Genomic DNA, 19,048 nt, shown 5'->3' with positions numbered 1-19,048 from the left:
CCGTTGTTTCTACTGGGCTTCCCCAATTAGGGTAAATGCTGCCCAATCTAACGGTTCTGGATACTCTTTCATCGTTGCTAACATTGCGCTTCGCAATGCTTGGGCTTTATTAGGGTTTGTTTGCAGAGTTCGATAAAATTCTGTCATTAGAAGGTTAGTCGGCTCATCAGGCACCGCCCACAAGGATACGATCGCGCTGGGTACTCCTGCTGAAATCAGCGATCGCGATAGCCCGATGACACCATCTCCGGTAATTTCACCGCGTCCCGTATTACAGGCACTCAATACCACAAGTTCAGCATTTAGCTTCAAGTCAAAGATTTCTCCAGAAGTGAGGAATCCATTATCATTCTTTGATGGAGCTAGAGCGATCGCGCCAGGAACGCCTAATTCTTGAATATCATCAAGTAATCCGTGCGTTGCTAGATGAATCAGCCGCGCCTTAGACATCTGCGGCACAATATTAACCTTCGTTGCCTTGTCCCCAATAATCGCCGTGGTGTTCAAAAGTTTAGCAATCGTCTGTGCTTCCTGTTCGGCACCCGGTAATGGGTCTAGTTGCTGAGGCGTTTGCCCTGGCTGTTTTGCGGGCATTGTCGGCATTGTCGGATTGCCCACCACTAGCACATCTTTGCTATGTTGAGACGTTCTATGCAACGTTTCTATACGTTGCTGTTGCTGGCGCGTTAAGTCTAGCACCTCAATAGATGGAGCTGTTAGGATTGTGTGTTGCTCGACTAAGTATTTGCCATTGGGGCCTTTTAGCGCCGGGAAAGGCAGCAGGAAAAGCTCGCCTTGCGGAATAAATATTACGTGGGAATTTGCATCTTTGGGCAGGAATTCAGCAATCGGCTGAATCAGCACTTGATGAAGTTTCTCTCTAGCAGCGTCTCCTTGCCGAAGATTAGGGCCGTGTAAAATACGGCTGTTAGCAAGCAAATCTTCAAACGAATTTTTTTGCCGCCGTAGCTGTTTAAGGTCAACTGAACGAAACGCCACTTTACCTGTAGGCTGAACTACCCAAATAAAGAGTTCAGAGGACTTCCCTCTGAGTTTACCTTGTACTTTGAAATCTTTTTCAGGAACAATTGAATATTCAATCAGCGTGGCATTTTGTTCTTTGGCAATTTTTTTGATTTGCGCGATTGTGGGAGGGTTTAAATTAGTTTTAGATCGAGCCGATGATTCAGGAGATAACCGCTGTTGCAGTAACTCTACAAAAGCACGGGCGCGTCCCCGTTCAGAAATTTCTAAAGCTGAATCTTCTTTCTTCTGAGCGATGAGGATTTGTTGCAGCAGGCTGTAGGTGAGAACTTGCGTATCAAAAAGTGATACATTGTGGATATCATTTAATCCCGGTCGCAGAGATTCCAGAACTTCAACTGCATCGCGGAGTTTTTTTTCTGCTTGTGGGAGTTTGCCAGAGGTAAATAGGGTATGTCCTAGATTATTCAGAGCAATTCCCTCGCTGCGTCTGTCACCAAGCGATCGCGCAATCTCTAAACTTTTCTCGTGATGTTCAATTGCTTTGGCGTAGTCACCTGAATCTTCGTAAGCAATTCCCAAATTTCCTAATGCTTTCTGCTGCAACTTGCGATCGCTAGTTGTCAGAGCGATCGCTAAACTCTGCTCATAGTAACCAAGCGCTTTGACATGATCGCCTTGAACCTGGTAAGCAAATCCGAGATTGTTTAGGGAACTTGCTTGTCCTTCCTTGTGGTTAATTTTTCGGGCGATCGCTAAACTCTGTTCGTAAGACTTAACTGCTTCGTCATGCTTGCCCAAATTAGCGTAAATAGCTCCCAAATTTCCTAATGCTATCCCTTCCCCTGAGCGATCTTTAATTCCCCGTACAATAGTTAAACTCTGCTGATATGATTTAATTGCTTTGTCATATTCACCCAAAGCTTCATAAGTATTACCTAAATTTACTAAAACCTGACCCTCTCCCTGACGGTCTTTGGTTTCCTGCATAATAGCCAAAGCTTGCTGATGGGATGCGATCGCGTTTGCATAATTTCCCAAAGCTTTGTAAGCAATTCCCAGATTTGAGAGTGCTTGTCCTCGATCGCTAGAATTGCCATTTTCCCGTCCCATAGTCAAAAATGGCTGTAAGAGCGCGATCGCCTCCCTGTAGTTTTCCTGAACCAGAGAAGCCGCACCCAGAACACCTCTAGCAGCAACTTCCCCCGGAACGTCTTTGAGTTCCTGATAAATTCTTAATGCCTGTTGCCAAGACTGGATGGCAGATTCAACCTTATTCGGCTGATACTGCTCAAAACCTTGCTGTAATAGTCGATATGCCGCTAGTTTAGGGCTATCTTGAGCGGCTGCTACTTGTGCGGCGGGTTGTTCTTGCAAGCAACGCCGCACAAGTAGTTGCAAATTTTGCGATCGCTGTTGCAGTTGTGCAGCGCAGACAGTAGATGTTTCAGCAGTTGACAATTTCAGCCTTCCATCACTATTGCGCGTCACCCTGTCAGCATGAGGTGCATTCGGCCTGTTTTTGAGGCTGTCATCGACAACAAGAATATTATTACTATCAGATCCACGCGAGGCAGAAATACCATCGCTCAACGAAATCAACTGTATAGTTGTTGCTCTGTCAGCTTTATCCGTAGCCGTATCAGTGGCACCAGTATTAGTAGTAACCGTAACAGGGTTAGTGGCAGTAACACTCACAGTCACAATAACAGGATTAGTACCAGTAACAGAATTAGTATCAGTAACAGGATTAGTACCAGTAACAGGATTAGTACCAGTAACAGGATTAGTACCAGTAACAGGATTAGTACCAGTAACAGAATTATTACCAGTAACAGAATTAGTACCAGTAACAGAATTAGTACCAGTAACAGGATTAGTACCAGGGTTAGTGGCTGGTTCGGGTTCGGTAATTATGGGTATAAAGGGTCTATCTTGAACCGATATGTTGCCTGTTGAGCCGCCAGTTCCAGCGCTAGGGACAAAAGCTAGATTTTTCTTCCCAGATACCTCAACGAATCCGCCTTTACCAGAATTGGTGCCGCCATTGCTGCTAATATTTCCGGAAAATTCTGTCGTCTTATCTGCCCAAACAATAACTCTACCGCCATTGCCATTGCTAATAGCATCAGCTTTGATAGTTGCGTCTTTGCCTACAAATGTTTGAGTGGCATTCGGTACTTCACCCTTACCCTGATAATCGCCGCCAATTAAGGAAGTGCCTCCTTTCCCATCTCCAGAGACATCGATTTGAGCTTGTTCCACTAAGGCAACTTTGTTACCCAGCACTTCCACAGTGCCTCCAGCTGCACCAGATGCCTTATTTGAGGCATCAATAGTACCGGACACAATAGTAGTACCCGCGTCACCGTTTATCTGGATGCCTGATCCCCTTAATATTACCTGTCCATTACTGTTAACTGTTAGTTTCGTAGCATTGCCTGCACCCCCGCCAGTCAGCAATTGGGGTAATGTGGGAATCGGCAACGTCCAGTTTCCAGGTTGAGTGTCCGTCGTTGCCAGTGGTTGGATTTCCAAACCTAGTAGCAGTCCTTGCTGAGTGATGCGGAGTATGCTTTCACCAGGTACTGCTGCTACAGTAATGTTACCTCCTGGTGCCTTTAGTTGCCCTGTACTGACAACTGTGCCGCCTAGTAAGGTTAAGTTTTTTCCCTGCGTTACGCTGAGGTTGCCAGCGTTGACAATGGCTCCCGGTTGACTGACGGCGAAAGCAAAAGCGTTGGGATTGCCCGTCAGCGCAGCGTAGTTATTGTCACCCAGTGCGTTGAACCAGTGCGAACCGATGCCAATGCTGGTGGCTGTAGTCGCTGTGAAGGAAGCAGGTACGTTGAGACTGCTTCCAGCGCTAAATACAATGCCTGCTGGATTCATCAGGAAGAGGTTAGACTTCCCATTTGTAACTTGAATCAAACCGTTAATAATCGAGGCATCGCCACCAACGACGCGCCCCAAAATATTCTCAATACCTGGTTGGGAGAGAAAGTTGGCAATTTGGTTCGAGTTGAGTCCGAATTTCTCAAAGCTGTGGAAAAGATTCGCCCCAGATTTCTGTCCGCCGCTGATGTCGAAGCGCTCGCTATTTTGCACAACATCAGTGCCAGTGCCGTCAGCTGCTGGAACAATAGTAGTTTGTGCCTGTACCGATTTACTGCTGATAACTCCTAGCAACGGAAAAACTACCAGCAGACAACGCAGGCTTTTCCCAGAATTATTCATATAACTCTCGCCAAAATTATTATTGCCGAACTCAAACCCTTTCTCGCTGCAATAATTACCCTGAAGTTTTTTCCATAATTTGGGTTTGTGCAGCTTGCACCTATTTTTTCCCTTACTGTTTTAGTCTTTTATATAAACTTATTCTTTTTTCGAGCAATACTTATACTTATACGTAATTTAATTAAATTATGGTTAAATTCCTATAAAAATAATATTAAATTTGATGTAAATGTTTAGTTCTGCTTCATCTAACAAGAGCATCTTCGGACGAATTTGCTTGCGTTCTCACAGTCAAAACCTGGGGCGGGGTAGCATCTGGGGGATAGAGAAAGTCTACTTGCACCAAACGTGTATCCCCTGGTGGCATCTTCAACGTTACCAAAGGTTCTCCCTGTTGACCGCGACGCTGTACTAAATGCAGGTAACGAATTTGCGGCAAACCTCGGTCATCGTTGTAGCGGATCTGAACAGTACCACGGAAAAAGACTTGCGGTGCGGGTGGTTCCAAAAAACGCAGTCCCCCTTGCAGCTGATCCTGTTTGATCGGTGTTTGGATAGCCACAGTCACAGTTTGGGCGTCGCTAGTGTCATTGATTAACGGTAAACTCAAGCTGTAGTGAATGCCATAGTTGCCGTGAGCGCGATAGGCGGTGTCTGGATAACGCACTTTCATTGGCGCACTTTGACTCTGGTTGGTGCCTAGTGTGCCACGAGGCAGAGTATTCAAAGCATAGGAAAACGCCGATCCTCGCGGGGGAATGCTGCGATGCAGGGCAGATGGAACTTCCACTAGCCTAGCTTTCCACACAGAACCTTGGGCAACACCAGCAACACGACCGTAGAGAAATTGACCGTTGCTTCGTTCTGGTGGTGTGGGAGCGCGATCGCGCGGCCCTGCTAAACGACCACTATTTAACAGCGTCTGCCATTCTGACAACGTTGGCGCTCTTTCACTGCCATCAGGATTTTGCCGCGCATACATCCCTAAACTAGCAATATATACATCCGCGTCGCTGTGCAGCCGCATCAACGTAGAGCGACCATTCAACGGCGGCGTTAGCGTCTTCACCGGAATCGGCTGATTTAACAACAGTTTACTTTGCCCTGGTGGAATGACTAACTGGGCGGGAAAACCTGCCTGACGGATGCCCCGTAAGATGTCATTACTTACGCGATCGCCTGGGCCAGCGTAAACTGTACCCAAGGGATTCTCCTGCACAGATGGCATCGGTACAAACGGCGCATCCGGCTGACTTAGATAACTCGCCGCCTGCAAGATATCCACCGTCACCGCCTTCGTACCGGGATTATGCACGATTATCCCCAGATAAAGAGTCCGCAAGTCTTCTGGAGTCGCCGCCTTAGCGATGTGGTGGGCAAACACATCAAAGCGTCCCTGGAGTGGCAAATTTAAGTGAGCATTTGAAATTTTGCCAGTAGGGGGAAATGTAGACAGCAAAATCCCCTCTGTCTGCACCAATTCCGGGCTATTGCTATTAAAAACTGGCACCTTATCCAGTTTTCCTGGTAATGGGAAAACCTCTTGAGGTTGCACCACTTCTTTTGGTGCAGGTGTTGGTTCTTGGGCAAGAAGAAAAAGTAGTAAAAATGGCAGCAATTTTACCTCGACACAGATTAAATTTACGACTTTTTATAAACTGAAATTTTGCATCCCTATCAAATCGAGACTCTGCCTCTCGATTGTTTACAATGGTGCATTTCAGTTTATCAGAAGTTAGTATTTACCTTTTACCGCATAGGTATTGTAAACCAAATACGGTAAATTAAGAGGCATTTTACATTTCCCTAATTAATATTATTAGGAGGATAAAATCCTGTTTAATTCAATTTCACACGCCTTTATGTCTCTAAGTTTGTTTCTTCTTCCGTTTCATCACAAGCCAGATAACAAAAGCAACAACTAGAACCACAAACACAATTTTAGAAACCGGGCCAAGATACTGCTCCACAAGCTCATAGTTGTCTCCCAGGGCGTATCCGGCATAAGTCAGCAAACCCACCCATAATGTAGTGCCAAGGGTTGAGTACAGTAAAAAAGGCACCAACGGCATACCGCTGATGCCTGCCGGAAGCGAAATTAAAGTGCGAACTCCCGGAACCAAGCGTCCGTAAAACACTGCTTTACCGCCGTGCTTATCAAACCAATTATCTGCCTTGTCGATATCCTTGCTGGATAGCCCAATCCACTTGCCATACTTGTTGGCTAATCGCTTTAAATTTTCCTCGCCTACGAGTTTGCCCACATAGTACCAGGGCAGTGCTCCCAACATAGTTCCTATCACTCCGGCTGTAACCGCCAGCACAAAGTTCATATTCCCTTTTGCCACCGTAAAACCTGCTAGCGGCATGATCAATTCTGAGGGAATAGGAGGGAATAGGTTCTCCAAAAACATCAGCAGTCCTATTCCGATATAGCCCAGAGATTGCATTGTGTTGGTTATCCATTCAACCATTGAGTGAATTCCTTTGATTAATGGCGTTATTACTGAGATACTGCACTAAAAACTGAGGCAGAGCCTCTATATCTTCGTTCCCAGGCTGAACCTGGGAACGAAGGAAAGCAGGCTCTGGCTCCCAAATAACTAATGACTACTGACTACTTTTTATGTGCCTGAAGTCCAAGAGTTAATGTACTCGATTTGATCTGGGGTGAGACTATCAATTTGAACGCCCATTGCTTGCAACTTCAGCCGTGCAATTTCTTTGTCAATCTCGACGGGAATAGAGTGCAAACCGGGTTCGAGCTTGCCTTTGTTTTTGACGAGGTGTTCGCAAGCTAAAGCTTGGTTAGCAAAGCTCATATCCATGACTGCGCTGGGATGTCCTTCCGCAGCCGCCAGGTTAATTAAACGCCCTTCGCCCAGCACAATAACAGATTTACCATTCTGGAGACGGTATTCTTGGGTGAAGTTCCGCGCTTCCTTGACTTCAGTCGCTTTGGCACCCAATGACTTTAGGTCGATTTCGATGTCGAAGTGACCGGAGTTGCAAACCATCGCCCCGTCTTTCATCACATCGAAATGCTCGGCGCGAATGACGTGCTTGTTGCCAGTAACAGTAATAAACAAATCGCCTACAGGGGCAGCTTCTGCCATTGGCAGCACTCGGAAACCATCCATCACCGCTTCAATCGCTTTGGTCGGGTCAATTTCGGTGACAATCACGTTACCACCCATTCCCCGCGCCCGAAGTGCCGTGCCTTTGCCGCACCAGCCATAACCGGCAACGACAATCGTTTTACCAGCTAAGAGGACGTTGGTGGCGCGGATAATGCCATCGAGGGTGGATTGCCCGGTGCCGTAACGGTTATCGAAGAAGTGCTTGGTGTCAGCGTCGTTGACATTGATGGCGGGGAAAGTGAGAACGCCATCTTTGAACATGGCGCGGAGGCGGACAATGCCCGTTGTGGTTTCTTCAGTGGTGCCAATCAAATCGGCAATCTGGTGTTGACGTTCCTGAATCAGGGTAGCAACCACATCGCTACCATCGTCAATGATGATGTTGGGTTTGTGGTCGAGGGCGATTTGTACGTGGCGAGTGTAAGTCTCGGCATCTTCACCTTTCATGGCAAATACGGGGATGCCATGATCGGCGACGAGGCTGGCAGCCACGTCATCCTGAGTGGAGAGGGGGTTGCTGGCAATGAGCAGGGCATCAGCACCCGCGGCTTTAAGAGCGATCGCTAGATGCGCTGTCTCTGTCGTCACGTGGCAGCAGGCAACTAACCGAATACCTGCGAGGGGCTTTTCTTGGGCAAAGCGATCGCGTATTTGCTTCAACACGGGCATCTCTCTACCTGCCCATTCAATGCGTTGTTTGCCAGAGGGCGCGAGGGAGAGGTCTTTGACTTCGTGCTTGGGCTGAGTAAAAGTTGCAGTCATTAGATTGGCTTCTCAACAAAAATTAAACTTGCAGTTCTCACTAGATTACTCGACTGGGCAGGTAAAACGGTAGCCTCAGTCCTCAGATGGAAGTCCTGAATGCTTTTAAATGTTCAATGTAAAAGAACTTATTGATTCAAAATTCAAAACTCAGACTCAAAATCACACGCATCTGGAGATGAGTGACTAACATAGGCATCTGTACTTAGTCTGCTTCAGACTGATGTACTTGTGTTCAAAAGCATATTCCGGAGGTTGGAAATGCGTTCTAAATCTGATTGGGCGATTCGCCCAAAGGCATTGGCAAGTCTAGCTGGATCAATTCTGCTCGCTGGGTGGGTAGTATCTCCAGTTCAGGCACAAACCCCACTGCCGCAGAATTTGCAACTGCCTATTCCCAGCTTGCCGCTGAATGACTCGCAAAGCAATGTAGTTGCTGGTTGCATCCGTTTGGATGGTCGCTGTCTGTTTCAAGTCGCAGCACCAAAATCCGAGTTACCAGCGCGGATTCAAGATATTCAGCAGAGATTGGAAAATATTAGCAACCAATATTTGCAGGATGATGCCGCTAAACTGCAAGTTGAGATCGCAAAGCAAAATAATTTGCCAGTTATTGTTGTCAACGATCAACCTGTGCTGACGGTTACACAACCGGATGCGAACCTACAAGGGGCAGATTTGGATACACGGGCCCAAAAGGTAAGAGAATCGTTGCAAGAGGGTTTGATTCGGGCGAAACAGGAACGAGAACCCCAGTTTATAACTCGATCTAGCGCGATCGCTGGTAGTTTAATTTTGGGGATGGTGGTGGCTAGCTGGAGTCTAGAACGTTGGCGCAAGCGATCGCAAATACGGTTAGCAGCATCCGCTAGTCCCCCAACAGGTCATCCAGTTACCACCCAACTGACTCAACAGCAAAAGGGAAATTTACAAGAAGTTCAGCGCCGTCTGTATCAACTGGCTCAAGGCGGCATTTGGGGCGGTGGAGGGCTGATTATCCTGGGTTTGTTTCCCTACACCCGCATAGTCCAGGTTTTAGCCCTCTCTGCCCTACAAGTTCCTTTGCTGGTGGGGATTGTCGGACTGGGTACTTACGTGGTAATTCGTCTGTCCTACGTCCTGACTGACCGATTCGCCGCTGCTTTAGCCAATAGTTATTTACTCACCCCAGAAGCCTCTCGCCGCGTGCAACTGCGAGTTTCTACCATTTCTGCCGTCACCAAAAGCATTACCACCCTCGGCTGCATCGGGATTGGCATCTTGGTTGCCCTGACTACCTTAGGAGTGAATATTGCCCCCTTGCTGGCTGGTGCTGGCTTAGTTGGCGTTGCCGTGTCTCTTGCCTCCCAAAACCTGATTAAAGATGCGATTAACGGCTTTTTAATCATCGTAGAAGACCAGTATGCAGTCGGCGATGTCATCGCTGTAGGAGATGTCGGCGGCTTAGTGGAATACATCAATCTGCGAATTACCCAAGTCCGCGATGCTGAAGGGCGATTGATCACGATTCCCAACAGCGAAATCAAAATCGTTGCCAACCTTTCCAGCAACTGGTCGCGGGCTGACTTAAATATCCCTGTTGCTTACGACACTGATGTGGATCAGGCGTTGAAGCTGATTGATGATATTGCCCAACAAATGAGCCGCGACCCGATTTGGCTACAGCAAATCTTGGAGGCACCCCAAGTGCTGGGAGTTGATAATTTTGGAGAACGGGGCGTAATTATCCGCGTTTGGATTAAAACCCAACCCCTGAAGCAATGGGACGTAGCGCGGGAGTTTCGCCGCCGCCTGAAAGTTGCTTTTGATGAGGCTGGCGTGCCGATTCCGTTACCTCAGCAGGAGATTTGGTTTAACCAATCTTTACCAGTCAAAGCTCAGATGGATGGACACGAATCTAAAATACTGATCCGGTAGTTGCTGATGATTGCTGGTTCGTGACGCTCAACTCTTGATTGCTAAAGCATTTCACAGATCCCCCCTTGCCCCTTTAATCATCAGAAGGCAAGGGGGGATCTGTTTGTAGCAGCACATTAAAAAAAAGGGTAGAAATCGACCCTATAACAGCCACATTTAGTACAAATATACTATAATAAAGAGGTGGGCTAATCAAGTCGAGCAAATGCCTGAACCCCATATGGAGTCAAGTTTTTATCCCATGACCAAGCACTACATTCTTACCCTCAATCCTTCCGCGCAGCATGAATGGGATCGTTGCACCTTGAGGAACCCGATCACTGCTGAACGCCCTGACTTGGCGGCCTTGATTGCCGATGCAGTGGGAGAGGAGGCTGGTTCTTACCTGGTTGCTGTCCATATCGAAGTTCAGGTTTTGGAGAAAGCCCCAATTGCCCAGCCAGAGAGGGTTTCCGTGGATGTGTCAGCAACGCAAAAGTCGCAACGGAAGGAATTAGTGGCGAAGCCTTGACGACAAAAGTCAAGGGCGAAGGAACTCTCGCCCGCCTGCGCGGGCTAGTACAGAATTTTCTATACAAGTATTCTTCTCGCTTAAGATGCAAATGAAACTGAGTCAATATCCAGCTCTGATCGCTCAAGCTGCACAAACTGTTAATGAGATTGATTCTCAGCTTACCGCAGCGCAAATGGTAGTTAACCGGATGGAAGCGAGTGCTGATAAAAGCGTAGCATTCGAGCCTGATTTGAAAAACGATAATCAACGCAAAGGTCGCCGCTTTGAATTGTTAATGGTGAATCTGGAGTACCAACACGCACTGAATACGGTGATGCGCTTAACTGCTGAACGGGCTAACGCCGTGGCTCATCTAGAGTATCTCCGCAACCAGTTTAGCGTTGCCAAGCTGGAAACGCGGATGGCGATCGCACGTCAGCTTGCTGGTTCTGAAGCCCTTGAATTAGTTGGTGTCTAACCGCTAAAAGCTTCACCGATTGCCAGAAGATGGAATAAATCGGTGTTTCTACAAACAACAAAGGTGGGCTTTTGCCCACCTTTTTCTTTGGGTGAGGCACAATGGTTGTAATTGCCTAGCTGAGTTTTAGCTAGACTACTTTTAAGAACAATCCCATGACTATAGTTACATCCGAAGACATTGCAAAATTTCGCTCTGATTTGGCAGATTATCCCGATGCTCTAATATCTCTGGATGTGATAGAAGATTGTGAAGGAGATTTAGAAGATGCGGCGATGGTGCTGGCAATTCGAGTCGGACAGCAACCAGAGATAGCTAATGCAGAATGGTTGCCTATTTTAGCTAAGAAATGCCGTGCTGTTATCTGTCAGGAAGAATTTCGCGACGATCTGGTAAATGGAAAATTTGCCTTAATGATGGGACATTTAGCAGCAACAAAACTTTGCCCAAGCCTGTTAGTAACGCCCGTTTTGATGTATGTGGCTCAGCTTGGTGCGAACAATTTTTGTGAGCCTCTTGACCCGCTATTATGATCCAAATTTATTTTTAAACGCAAAGAACGCCAAGGATAGCCCAAAGTTACGCAAAGTTTTATTTTGCGAAACTCTACGTTTAAGGTGGCGGCGATGGAAATTGACGCGATCGCACTTCACCGCTAAACTCTTGTACTGCCTGGGTAATTGTTTCTCGCAGATTGGCGTAAGATTTGGCAAAGGGCGGCTGTCGAGAGGAAAGCCCTAGTAAATCGGCGGTGACGAGTACCTGTCCATCGCAGTGAACGCCAGCACCAATCCCAATGGTAGGAATCGACAACTTTTGAGTAATCTGCAACGCTAACTGGGAGGGGATATGTTCCAACAAAACGGCAAAGGCACCAGCTTGTTCAAGAGCGATCGCTTCAAGTAAAATCTTCTCACCTGCTTCTGGTGTTTTCCCCTGTTGTCGGTAGCCTAGCTGATGTACCGATTGCGGCGTTAAACCTACATGAGCCATCACCGGAATCCCAGCTTGCACGACTCTAGCAATAGTTTCTACCATTGCCGGATATCCTCCCTCCATTTTCACCGCTTGAGCGCCCGTTTCCTTCAAAATTCTTCCCGCTGAGTGAATCGCTTGTTGGGAACTTTCTTGATAAGTCAAAAACGGTAAATCGCACATTACTAACGCCCGGTTGACACCGCGACACACCGCTGAGGCATGGTGTATCATCTCATCTAGCGTTAATGGGAGCGTTGTTTCATATCCTAGCGCCACCATCCCTAGCGAATCTCCCACTAGGATGATATCCACCCCAGCTGCGTCTAATAGTTGCGCGATCGCATAATCCCAAGCTGTCAGCGTCACAATTGGACGCTGTTGCTGTTTCCACTGGATTAATTGCTGGGTGGTGATTGCCATATACAAGTTAGGAGTTTTGTTCTAGAGGCGATTTATAGCGTCTTGAGGTTTGATGTTGTTAGCTAATAGTAGGGTGGGTATGACCCGCCCTACTTAACTACTAACTAAAAACTATTTCAGCGCTCTGGTCTAATACTTTGCACAAATCTCAGGAAATCTCTAGTTTCCCTGCCGTCTTGAATATCTAGGGTACGCACCTTGAAAACCCCTATAGATCCGTCCGGAAGCTCTACTTCCATTGGTACTGATCTACCAAGACCATAGGCGCTCACTGTCTGCTCTACCAACGTGCAGGGCATATTAAAAGTACCCATGTTGATTCTACCGTTGTTGGCGCGGTAGTCCCACACCATTACCTTTTCAATTCCAGCAGAGTAGGGTTGCTGGCAGTAAAATTGATGACTCAAGGCAATCATCCGCGCCATGTGAGCATCATACAGGCGCATCCGACCACCGAAGGCAGAAACGGTAGTATTTCGGTTAGGAACTTCAAAATAACCCTGGCGCACTCTAGCACTGGCATCAAGGGTGCTTTCGATGCGAATGGTATTAATTGCAATGTCTCCGGGATTGGTAGCCTGTGCGATCGCGCTTTGACCGATAGTAGATACAGCACCAGCAGCAATAGCAACACTGGCAATTGTTTTGGCAAGTTTTTTCAGCATGGAAGTGTCAACCTTAATTAACTAGAAGTCATCGGTATTAAACTTCAACTTCCTGCTGAATTATTCCGTATAGCTACGGAGTGAACACTTGCTCGTTGTCCTCGCCACGAACAAAGGCTAAATGCGGTGTGACGCGCCCGGTTGTCAAACTGATCCAAGCCAGTCCTTCGCTGGTTCCTACCCACAACTTATTACTGACATCAGCTGCTAGAGAAAGAATCCGGCTAGAAGGGAGGTTGGCAACTTGATCCAAGACAGCGCCAGTAGTGGGATTCAATCTCAGCAGACCGTTATCTGTACCTACCCAAACACTGCGATCTTGTGCAAAGCGCACAGAGGTAACGTTGCGCCCCCGCAGTGGGGTTACAGAACGCAACACATCACCTGTTTTGGGGTCAATGACTAACAAACTGTTGGGCGTTCCTGCCCAAATCTTCCCGTCGGAATCTAGGGTGAGGGCTTGTACTGTGGTGCCTGGGATATCTTTCACTCGCTTGAGGATAAAGGCGTTGGCGGTATTTATTCGCACTAACCCTTCAAGTGTTCCTACCCACAGATGACCTTCTCGATCTAGGGTGAGGGCGTTAGCAGATACTCCGGGTAACTTTTGTAACGTTGTCATCAGTAATCCCTGGTCGGGACTGATCATGGCAAGACCGCGATCGCTTCCTACCCACAAATAGCCCCGACGGTCAATTAACAGCGACAATACCCGATTAGAAGGTAAGGTGAAATTCTGCGCTGTTACTTCATTACTACGAGGGTCTACCCGTACCAGCCCTTCATAGGTTCCTACCCAAACTCGTCCTACTCGGTCTTGGGCGATCGCGCCGATGGTGTAGTTGGGCAGACTAATTCGCGCCAAAATGTTGCCAGTGCTGGGATTAATCCGCGTTAAACTCTGCCAGGAACCAACCCAGAGACTGCCAGTATACCCAGGCTGCAAGGCGGTGATGCGAAAATCTGCTGGCAAAGGGGTTGCCTCTTGTCGTCGGCGTTCCGGAGGCAAGGGTCTGCGTCCAGGTGGTGCTGATGATGGTGGATAGGTGCGGAGGTCGTCTCCCCGGTCTATCTCGACGGGTTGCTGAGCCAGTACGCGGCTATTATTGGTGTGCTGTGATTGGATGATTCCCCACAGTGGCAGGCTCACAGAAAGCAGTGTGGCACTGATAAACAAACCAATACGCCTACTCAAGAATGCCATTGCGATCGCGCCTCTCTTCATTTGGCTGATATACAGGATTGAACCTACTCTATTTAATCTTGCCTCAGCTACACAATGCTTGCTTTAGTTCCGATAAGTGTCTATGCTTCGGCTCTTTTGAGCATCGTTATTTTAAAGAAAGTTTATTAATATACAACATTTGGTGCGCGATCGCTTGTTTCACAAAAAAATATTGGGATTATTAATTTAGCCAAGATGTCAAGGATTTATCTGTAAAAAAATATTACGATTTGTTTTAATAAATAAAAGTTATGGAAGTCAGAAAAAGATTGGAATTTCAACTTATTACCTTACTGGTATAGTTAAAAAACAATAAAGAAAGATGTACGGGATCGCTCAAAACCCGTAACTACCTTCAGAATTCCCTCAGGAAGGAAGACATGGCTTACTCTCAAACAAAAACTCAGACGAAGACTGGGTATAAGGCCGGAGTTCAAGATTACAAACTCACCTATTACACCCCAGACTATACCCCCAAAGATACTGATGTCTTGGCGGCTTTCCGGGTTACGCCTCAGCCTGGTGTTCCTCCAGAAGAAGCTGGAGCTGCTGTTGCTGCTGAATCTTCCACAGGTACCTGGACAACAGTATGGACAGACCTGCTGACAGACCTGGATAGATACAAAGGTCGTTGCTACGACATCGAACCAGTACCAGGCGAAGACAACCAGTATATTTGCTATATTGCTTATCCCCTCGATTTGTTTGAAGAAGGTTCTGTTACCAACTTGTTGACCTCTCTGGTGGGCAACGTGTTTGGTTTCAAAGCCTTACGTGCGCTGCGCTTGGAAGACTTAAGAATTCCTGTTGCGTACCTCAAAACCTTCCAAGGCCCTCCTCACGGGATTACCGTTGAGCGCGACAAACTGAACAAGTACGGTCGTCCTTTGCTGGGTTGTACGATTAAGCCGAAGCTCGGTTTATCAGCTAAGAACTACGGTCGTGCCGTCTATGAAGTCCTGCGCGGTGGTTTGGACTTCACCAAAGACGACGAAAACATTAACTCCCAGCCTTTCATGCGCTGGCGCGATCGCTTCCTGTTCGTACAAGAAGCCATCGAAAAAGCTCAAGCTGAAACAGGTGAAATCAAAGGTCACTACCTAAACGTGACTGCTCCCACCTGCGAAGAAATGATGGAACGGGCTGAATTCGCTAAGGAAATCGGCACCCCGATCATCATGCACGACTACCTGACGGGTGGCTTCACCGCTAACACCACCCTCGCCAAATGGTGCCGCCGTAACGGTATTCTGCTGCACATTCACCGCGCTATGCACGCCGTGATCGACCGTCAAAAGAACCACGGTATCCACTTCCGCGTATTAGCTAAGTGCTTGCGGATGTCTGGTGGCGACCACCTCCACTCCGGTACCGTCGTGGGTAAACTGGAAGGCGAAAAAGGCATCACGATGGGCTTCGTAGACTTGATGCGCGAAGACCACATCGAACAAGACCGCGCACGGGGTATCTTCTTCACTCAAGACTGGGCTTCTATGCCTGGTGTGATGCCCGTAGCTTCCGGTGGTATCCACGTATGGCATATGCCTGCGCTGGTTGAAATCTTTGGCGATGATTCCTGCCTGCAATTCGGCGGCGGCACCTTGGGACACCCTTGGGGTAATGCTCCTGGCGCTACTGCCAACCGTGTTGCCTTGGAAGCTTGTGTCCAAGCTCGTAACGAAGGACGCAACTTGATGCGCGAAGGCGGCGACGTGATCCGCGAAGCTTGCAAGTGGAGTCCTGAGTTGGCTGTTGCTTGCGAACTGTGGAAGGAAATCAAGTTCGAGTTCGAGGCAATGGACACTCTGTAATCAATTTTGGATTAGGGATTTTGGATTTTGGATTAACCTAATAGAATTCAAAATCCAAAATCTAAAATCTAAAATTGCTGTGGCTGGGGTCAAAAATGGATCTCAAACAAGTTGCCAAAGACACTGCTAAGACGCTGATTAGCTACCTGACTTATCAAGCAGTAAAAATTACTGTCGCTCAGTTGAGCGAAACAAATCCTCCTTCGGCAATCTGGCTGAGTAACTTTTCCTCAACGGGCAAAATCCAAGATGGAGAAGCTTACCTACTGGAATTAATCCGGGAGAAACCAGACATCGCATTGCGGATTCTGACCGTGCGTCAGCATCTTGCAGAAGAAGTAGCAGACTTTTTGCCTGAGATGGTTCGTGCTGGCATTCAGCAGTCTAATGTGGAATATCGGCGTCAGCATTTGGAGCGAATTACGCAATTCAATTTAGCTGACCCCAGTTCCCAGCCCGAACCGCAAACCGATGCACCAGGCGAGCCTGGATAACCTCGATTGTTAGCTGACAGAACTTTCAGCAGACATACACACAAGGAAACTATTCACACCAACCATGAGAACTTTACCTAAAGAGCGTCGTTACGAAACCCTCTCCTACTTGCCACCCTTGAGCGATGCTCAGATTAGCAGACAAGTTCAATACATTCTCGACCAAGGGTATATCCCAGCAGTAGAATTCAGCGAAGACTCTGACCCAAAACAGCACTACTGGACGCTGTGGAAACTGCCTCTGTTCAATGCAGGCTCCACACAAGAAGTTCTCAATGAAGTAAAAGCTTGCCGTTCTGAGTATTCCGGTGGCTACATCCGAGTAGTAGGTTTTGATAACGTGAAGCAGTGCCAAGTTCTCAGCTTCATCGTTTCCAAGCCCAACCAAAGAGGCTATTAATACGGCAATCATGTAAAAAGCAAAAAATCATTTTAGATTTTTTCTTTTTACTTTTGCAATGCGATCGTAAATTATTCAAAAAAGGAGAGGTAGAGAAGTTTACCTCTCCTTTTTGTTGGAAATTGGGGAGTGCGCTCCAATTTAAGGGTTTTGAGTGTTTGTAGGAATTGATCTACAAATATGTTGGGTAGGCTGCATTATCTTATAAAAAACCGTATTGCGATCGCGCTCACTTCCAACAGTTGATATCCTGTAAAGTAACCGTAGCACCAGATATCAACCGTGACTAGCTTTCCTCGTTCAATAGCTCAATCCGATCCGCCTCTTTCACCCCGGCAAACTTTGCCGACAATGTACGATCTGCCTAGCGAAGACCCAGAGGAACCTGGTTTGCCTGACGAATATCACGAATTTCAGCCCCCGATGCTGCGCCAAACTTTCCAGCCGTTTAACTACGATCCGGAGGAGGTTTTTGTTGGTCGCGACTTGCGGATGAGTTACGTGATGTGGCAAGAGCAAATCAGTCCGTTTGTCGTAGTTGAATTATTGTCCCCCGGTACGGAAGATGAAAACTTGGGTAGGACAGTTTCCCAAACAGGAAAACCGCCGACTAAATGGCATAATTTAGCTTATCTCATACTGACGGGCGATCGTAATTATTCTCTAAGAAGGCAAACCATGAAAGAATTTGGTTTAACTCTCGAAGAAACTAGAATCATGTTTAGCTATCAGTACCACTTGGTACTAGCCGATCTTGAGTATGAAACCAATCTTGATAAAAAATCACTTAAGCGCGGATGGTTATCTAAGTGGAAAGATTCAACAGAACTTTTTCTAAAGAGCCAAATTGATAAAGATACCGTTACTAATATTTCCTTTCACTTACTTACAGATTTTGATCTGTTCAAAAAATCAGTTAAAGAACTTACAGTTCTGAAAACCAATAAATTAACTTTATATCTTGTTTTATTAGAGTTAACACTCTTTGAACCTTATTATTCGCTTGGTGATAACGATGAAGTATTCAAAGACTTGAGAATTTATGATGAAGAAAAGCTTAAAAAAAGCTAAGATTTTTTGCTAAAACACTAGATATAGACCCGGACGTTGTTGGACGATTTCAGTCTAACTACAAGGAAGCAATTGAAGGCATTAAAGGAGGTTTCAATCCTTGGATATTAGGCGTAGTTGGAGCAGTGCTACTGGTGGTAGTAGCAGCATTTTTCACTCCTGCTATAGCTGCTTTACTCGCACCCATTCTAGCACCAGGTTTATCTGGAGCAGCAGCAGTATCAGCCGTTTTAGCTGCTCTTGGGGGAGGCGCGATCGCAGCAGGAGGCTTTGGGATGGCTGGCGGTTTTGCAGTAATTGTTGCTGGTGGTGCAATTCTTGGCGCTGGCGCTGGTGTTGGAGTCGGTAATTTATTTGCTCAATCCCCAGATATGGCTCTAACACAAGCAGCTAAACTAGAAGTCATTATGAAGGAGATTGTTTACATTCAAAAAGACATTTGTTTAGCCCAAGAAATTATTAAAGAGCAGAGACAAGCAATTCGCTCTCTTGAAGATAAGTTAGATGAGTTGTCTCGTAAACACGATAAAAATAAGAAAGAAATAGAAAACTCAGACACTTTGCTACAATGTCTATTCCTGTTGCTGTAATCGAGATTATCGTGCGGGGCTATCACTACCTTTCATCTTTAGATAATGCGGAAGAACTTCAATATCTTCTGCATACTTCTGTGCCAACTAAAGAACTGTATCAAATTAAGTCTAGTCTCAAGCTTCACAAAATGTTATTTCTAGCTCATGCCATAGCAGCAAGCGGAAACACTATGAAAGTCTTCACTTACTCTGGTAATCCTTTAGAAATTAATCTGTCTCAATGGATGCTTTTTCTTAAGGAAAGCGTAAAGATAACTCAGGCGATTACTAGTGGTCTGTCAAAAAAGAATTGACGGATAATAGAAATGTAAGCAACCCATAAACAATGCCAGCCAAACGATATATTGTTTCCCTGACAAATGAGGAACGGCAAACGCTAG

17 protein-coding genes are annotated in these 19,048 nt (G+C 46.7%); 10 read left to right on the top strand and 7 right to left on the bottom strand.

The features are described from left to right. Positions 1-9: 9 nt before the first annotated feature. From NDI42_RS22200 to ahcY, 4 genes are all read right to left on the bottom strand, one after another. Positions 10-4,221, bottom strand: coding sequence for a CHAT domain-containing protein (locus NDI42_RS22200; protein ID WP_190457977.1), 4,212 nt, complete (start codon positions 4,219-4,221; stop codon positions 10-12). A gap of 244 nt (positions 4,222-4,465) precedes the next feature. Further along, the gene (locus NDI42_RS22195) at positions 4,466-5,839 is read right to left on the bottom strand and encodes a DUF3370 domain-containing protein (protein WP_190457975.1); all 1,374 of its coding nucleotides are present in this window, start codon (positions 5,837-5,839) and stop codon (positions 4,466-4,468) included. 250 nt (positions 5,840-6,089) lie between these two features. After that, complete coding sequence (locus tag NDI42_RS22190) at positions 6,090-6,695, bottom strand: DedA family protein (protein WP_190457973.1); 606 nt, start codon at positions 6,693-6,695, stop codon at positions 6,090-6,092. Between the two features lie 150 nt (positions 6,696-6,845). Then, positions 6,846-8,123, bottom strand: coding sequence for an adenosylhomocysteinase (gene ahcY, locus NDI42_RS22185; RefSeq protein ID WP_190457971.1), 1,278 nt, complete (start codon positions 8,121-8,123; stop codon positions 6,846-6,848). 261 nt (positions 8,124-8,384) lie between these two features. Here ahcY and NDI42_RS22180 point away from each other — a divergent pair, with 261 nt between their 5' ends. From NDI42_RS22180 to NDI42_RS22165, 4 genes are all read left to right on the top strand, one after another. After that, positions 8,385-10,040 (top strand): mechanosensitive ion channel family protein, encoded by a 1,656-nt coding sequence (locus NDI42_RS22180; RefSeq protein ID WP_190457968.1) that lies wholly within the window; start codon positions 8,385-8,387, stop codon positions 10,038-10,040. Positions 10,041-10,281: 241 nt separating this feature from the next. Next, complete coding sequence (locus tag NDI42_RS22175) at positions 10,282-10,551, top strand: hypothetical protein (RefSeq protein ID WP_190435776.1); 270 nt, start codon at positions 10,282-10,284, stop codon at positions 10,549-10,551. Between the two features lie 91 nt (positions 10,552-10,642). Then, entirely contained in the window at positions 10,643-11,011 is a 369-nt protein-coding gene (locus tag NDI42_RS22170; RefSeq protein ID WP_190435773.1) for a hypothetical protein, read from the top strand. A 155-nt stretch (positions 11,012-11,166) separates the two neighbouring features. Further along, the gene (locus NDI42_RS22165; protein WP_190457966.1) at positions 11,167-11,544 is read left to right on the top strand and encodes a hypothetical protein; all 378 of its coding nucleotides are present in this window, start codon (positions 11,167-11,169) and stop codon (positions 11,542-11,544) included. 79 nt (positions 11,545-11,623) lie between these two features. Here the strand turns inward: NDI42_RS22165 and panB are convergent, their stop codons facing one another. The 3 genes from panB to NDI42_RS22150 all read right to left on the bottom strand — a co-directional run bounded on the left by panB (position 11,624) and on the right by NDI42_RS22150 (position 14,278). Further along, entirely contained in the window at positions 11,624-12,409 is a 786-nt protein-coding gene (gene panB / locus NDI42_RS22160; RefSeq protein ID WP_190457964.1) for a 3-methyl-2-oxobutanoate hydroxymethyltransferase, read from the bottom strand. 116 nt (positions 12,410-12,525) lie between these two features. Beyond that, on the bottom strand, positions 12,526-13,074 hold the full coding sequence (locus NDI42_RS22155; protein ID WP_190457962.1) for a hypothetical protein: 549 nt from the start codon (positions 13,072-13,074) through the stop codon (positions 12,526-12,528). A gap of 73 nt (positions 13,075-13,147) precedes the next feature. Continuing rightward, a complete protein-coding gene (locus tag NDI42_RS22150; protein ID WP_190457960.1) occupies positions 13,148-14,278 on the bottom strand; it encodes a ligand-binding sensor domain-containing protein in 1,131 nt (376 codons plus the stop codon). Positions 14,279-14,679: 401 nt separating this feature from the next. On the opposite strand from NDI42_RS22150, the gene NDI42_RS22145 reads away from it, so the two are divergent. The 6 genes from NDI42_RS22145 to NDI42_RS22120 all read left to right on the top strand — a co-directional run bounded on the left by NDI42_RS22145 (position 14,680) and on the right by NDI42_RS22120 (position 18,961). Further along, positions 14,680-16,110: a form I ribulose bisphosphate carboxylase large subunit gene (locus NDI42_RS22145; protein WP_190417467.1), complete on the top strand. Its 1,431-nt coding sequence runs from the start codon at positions 14,680-14,682 to the stop codon at positions 16,108-16,110. Between the two features lie 95 nt (positions 16,111-16,205). After that, positions 16,206-16,604, top strand: a complete 399-nt coding sequence (gene rcbX / locus NDI42_RS22140; protein ID WP_190457958.1) for a RuBisCO chaperone RbcX — start codon at positions 16,206-16,208, stop codon at positions 16,602-16,604. A 64-nt stretch (positions 16,605-16,668) separates the two neighbouring features. Beyond that, a complete protein-coding gene (locus NDI42_RS22135) occupies positions 16,669-17,004 on the top strand; it encodes a ribulose bisphosphate carboxylase small subunit (protein WP_190457956.1) in 336 nt (111 codons plus the stop codon). 351 nt (positions 17,005-17,355) lie between these two features. Continuing rightward, positions 17,356-18,075: a hypothetical protein gene (locus NDI42_RS22130; protein ID WP_242017756.1), complete on the top strand. Its 720-nt coding sequence runs from the start codon at positions 17,356-17,358 to the stop codon at positions 18,073-18,075. Positions 18,076-18,209: 134 nt separating this feature from the next. Further along, positions 18,210-18,665 carry a hypothetical protein gene (locus NDI42_RS22125; RefSeq protein WP_190457953.1) on the top strand — a complete coding sequence of 152 codons (456 nt, stop codon included), beginning with the start codon at positions 18,210-18,212 and terminating at the stop codon, positions 18,663-18,665. Further along, positions 18,644-18,961, top strand: a complete 318-nt coding sequence (locus tag NDI42_RS22120) for a hypothetical protein (RefSeq protein WP_190457951.1) — start codon at positions 18,644-18,646, stop codon at positions 18,959-18,961. Before NDI42_RS22125 ends, NDI42_RS22120 begins: the two co-directional genes overlap by 22 nt. Positions 18,962-19,048 lie beyond the last annotated feature (87 nt).

Source organism: Funiculus sociatus GB2-C1, assembly GCF_039962115.1.
Classification (GTDB): Bacteria; Cyanobacteriota; Cyanobacteriia; order Cyanobacteriales; family FACHB-T130; genus Funiculus; species Funiculus sociatus.
Note: the sequence above shows the minus strand (reverse complement) of the source record. Positions and strands in the feature narration are given on the sequence as shown.

Excerpts from the sequence above, each read along its gene's own strand:
- NDI42_RS22200 (WP_190457977.1), bottom strand. The coding sequence starts at position 4,221 with ATGAATAATTCTGGGAAAAGCCTGCGTTGTCTGCTGGTAGTTTTTCCG.
- NDI42_RS22190 (WP_190457973.1), bottom strand. The coding sequence starts at position 6,695 with ATGGTTGAATGGATAACCAACACAATGCAATCTCTGGGCTATATCGGA.
- ahcY (WP_190457971.1), bottom strand. The coding sequence starts at position 8,123 with ATGACTGCAACTTTTACTCAGCCCAAGCACGAAGTCAAAGACCTCTCC.
- NDI42_RS22180 (WP_190457968.1), top strand. The coding sequence starts at position 8,385 with ATGCGTTCTAAATCTGATTGGGCGATTCGCCCAAAGGCATTGGCAAGT.
- NDI42_RS22175 (WP_190435776.1), top strand. The coding sequence starts at position 10,282 with ATGACCAAGCACTACATTCTTACCCTCAATCCTTCCGCGCAGCATGAA.
- NDI42_RS22170 (WP_190435773.1), top strand. The coding sequence starts at position 10,643 with ATGAAACTGAGTCAATATCCAGCTCTGATCGCTCAAGCTGCACAAACT.
- NDI42_RS22165 (WP_190457966.1), top strand. The coding sequence starts at position 11,167 with ATGACTATAGTTACATCCGAAGACATTGCAAAATTTCGCTCTGATTTG.
- panB (WP_190457964.1), bottom strand. The coding sequence starts at position 12,409 with ATGGCAATCACCACCCAGCAATTAATCCAGTGGAAACAGCAACAGCGT.
- NDI42_RS22155 (WP_190457962.1), bottom strand. The coding sequence starts at position 13,074 with ATGCTGAAAAAACTTGCCAAAACAATTGCCAGTGTTGCTATTGCTGCT.
- NDI42_RS22150 (WP_190457960.1), bottom strand. The coding sequence starts at position 14,278 with ATGGCATTCTTGAGTAGGCGTATTGGTTTGTTTATCAGTGCCACACTG.
- NDI42_RS22145 (WP_190417467.1), top strand. The coding sequence starts at position 14,680 with ATGGCTTACTCTCAAACAAAAACTCAGACGAAGACTGGGTATAAGGCC.
- rcbX (WP_190457958.1), top strand. The coding sequence starts at position 16,206 with ATGGATCTCAAACAAGTTGCCAAAGACACTGCTAAGACGCTGATTAGC.
- NDI42_RS22135 (WP_190457956.1), top strand. The coding sequence starts at position 16,669 with ATGAGAACTTTACCTAAAGAGCGTCGTTACGAAACCCTCTCCTACTTG.
- NDI42_RS22130 (WP_242017756.1), top strand. The coding sequence starts at position 17,356 with ATGTACGATCTGCCTAGCGAAGACCCAGAGGAACCTGGTTTGCCTGAC.
- NDI42_RS22120 (WP_190457951.1), top strand. The coding sequence starts at position 18,644 with ATGTCTATTCCTGTTGCTGTAATCGAGATTATCGTGCGGGGCTATCAC.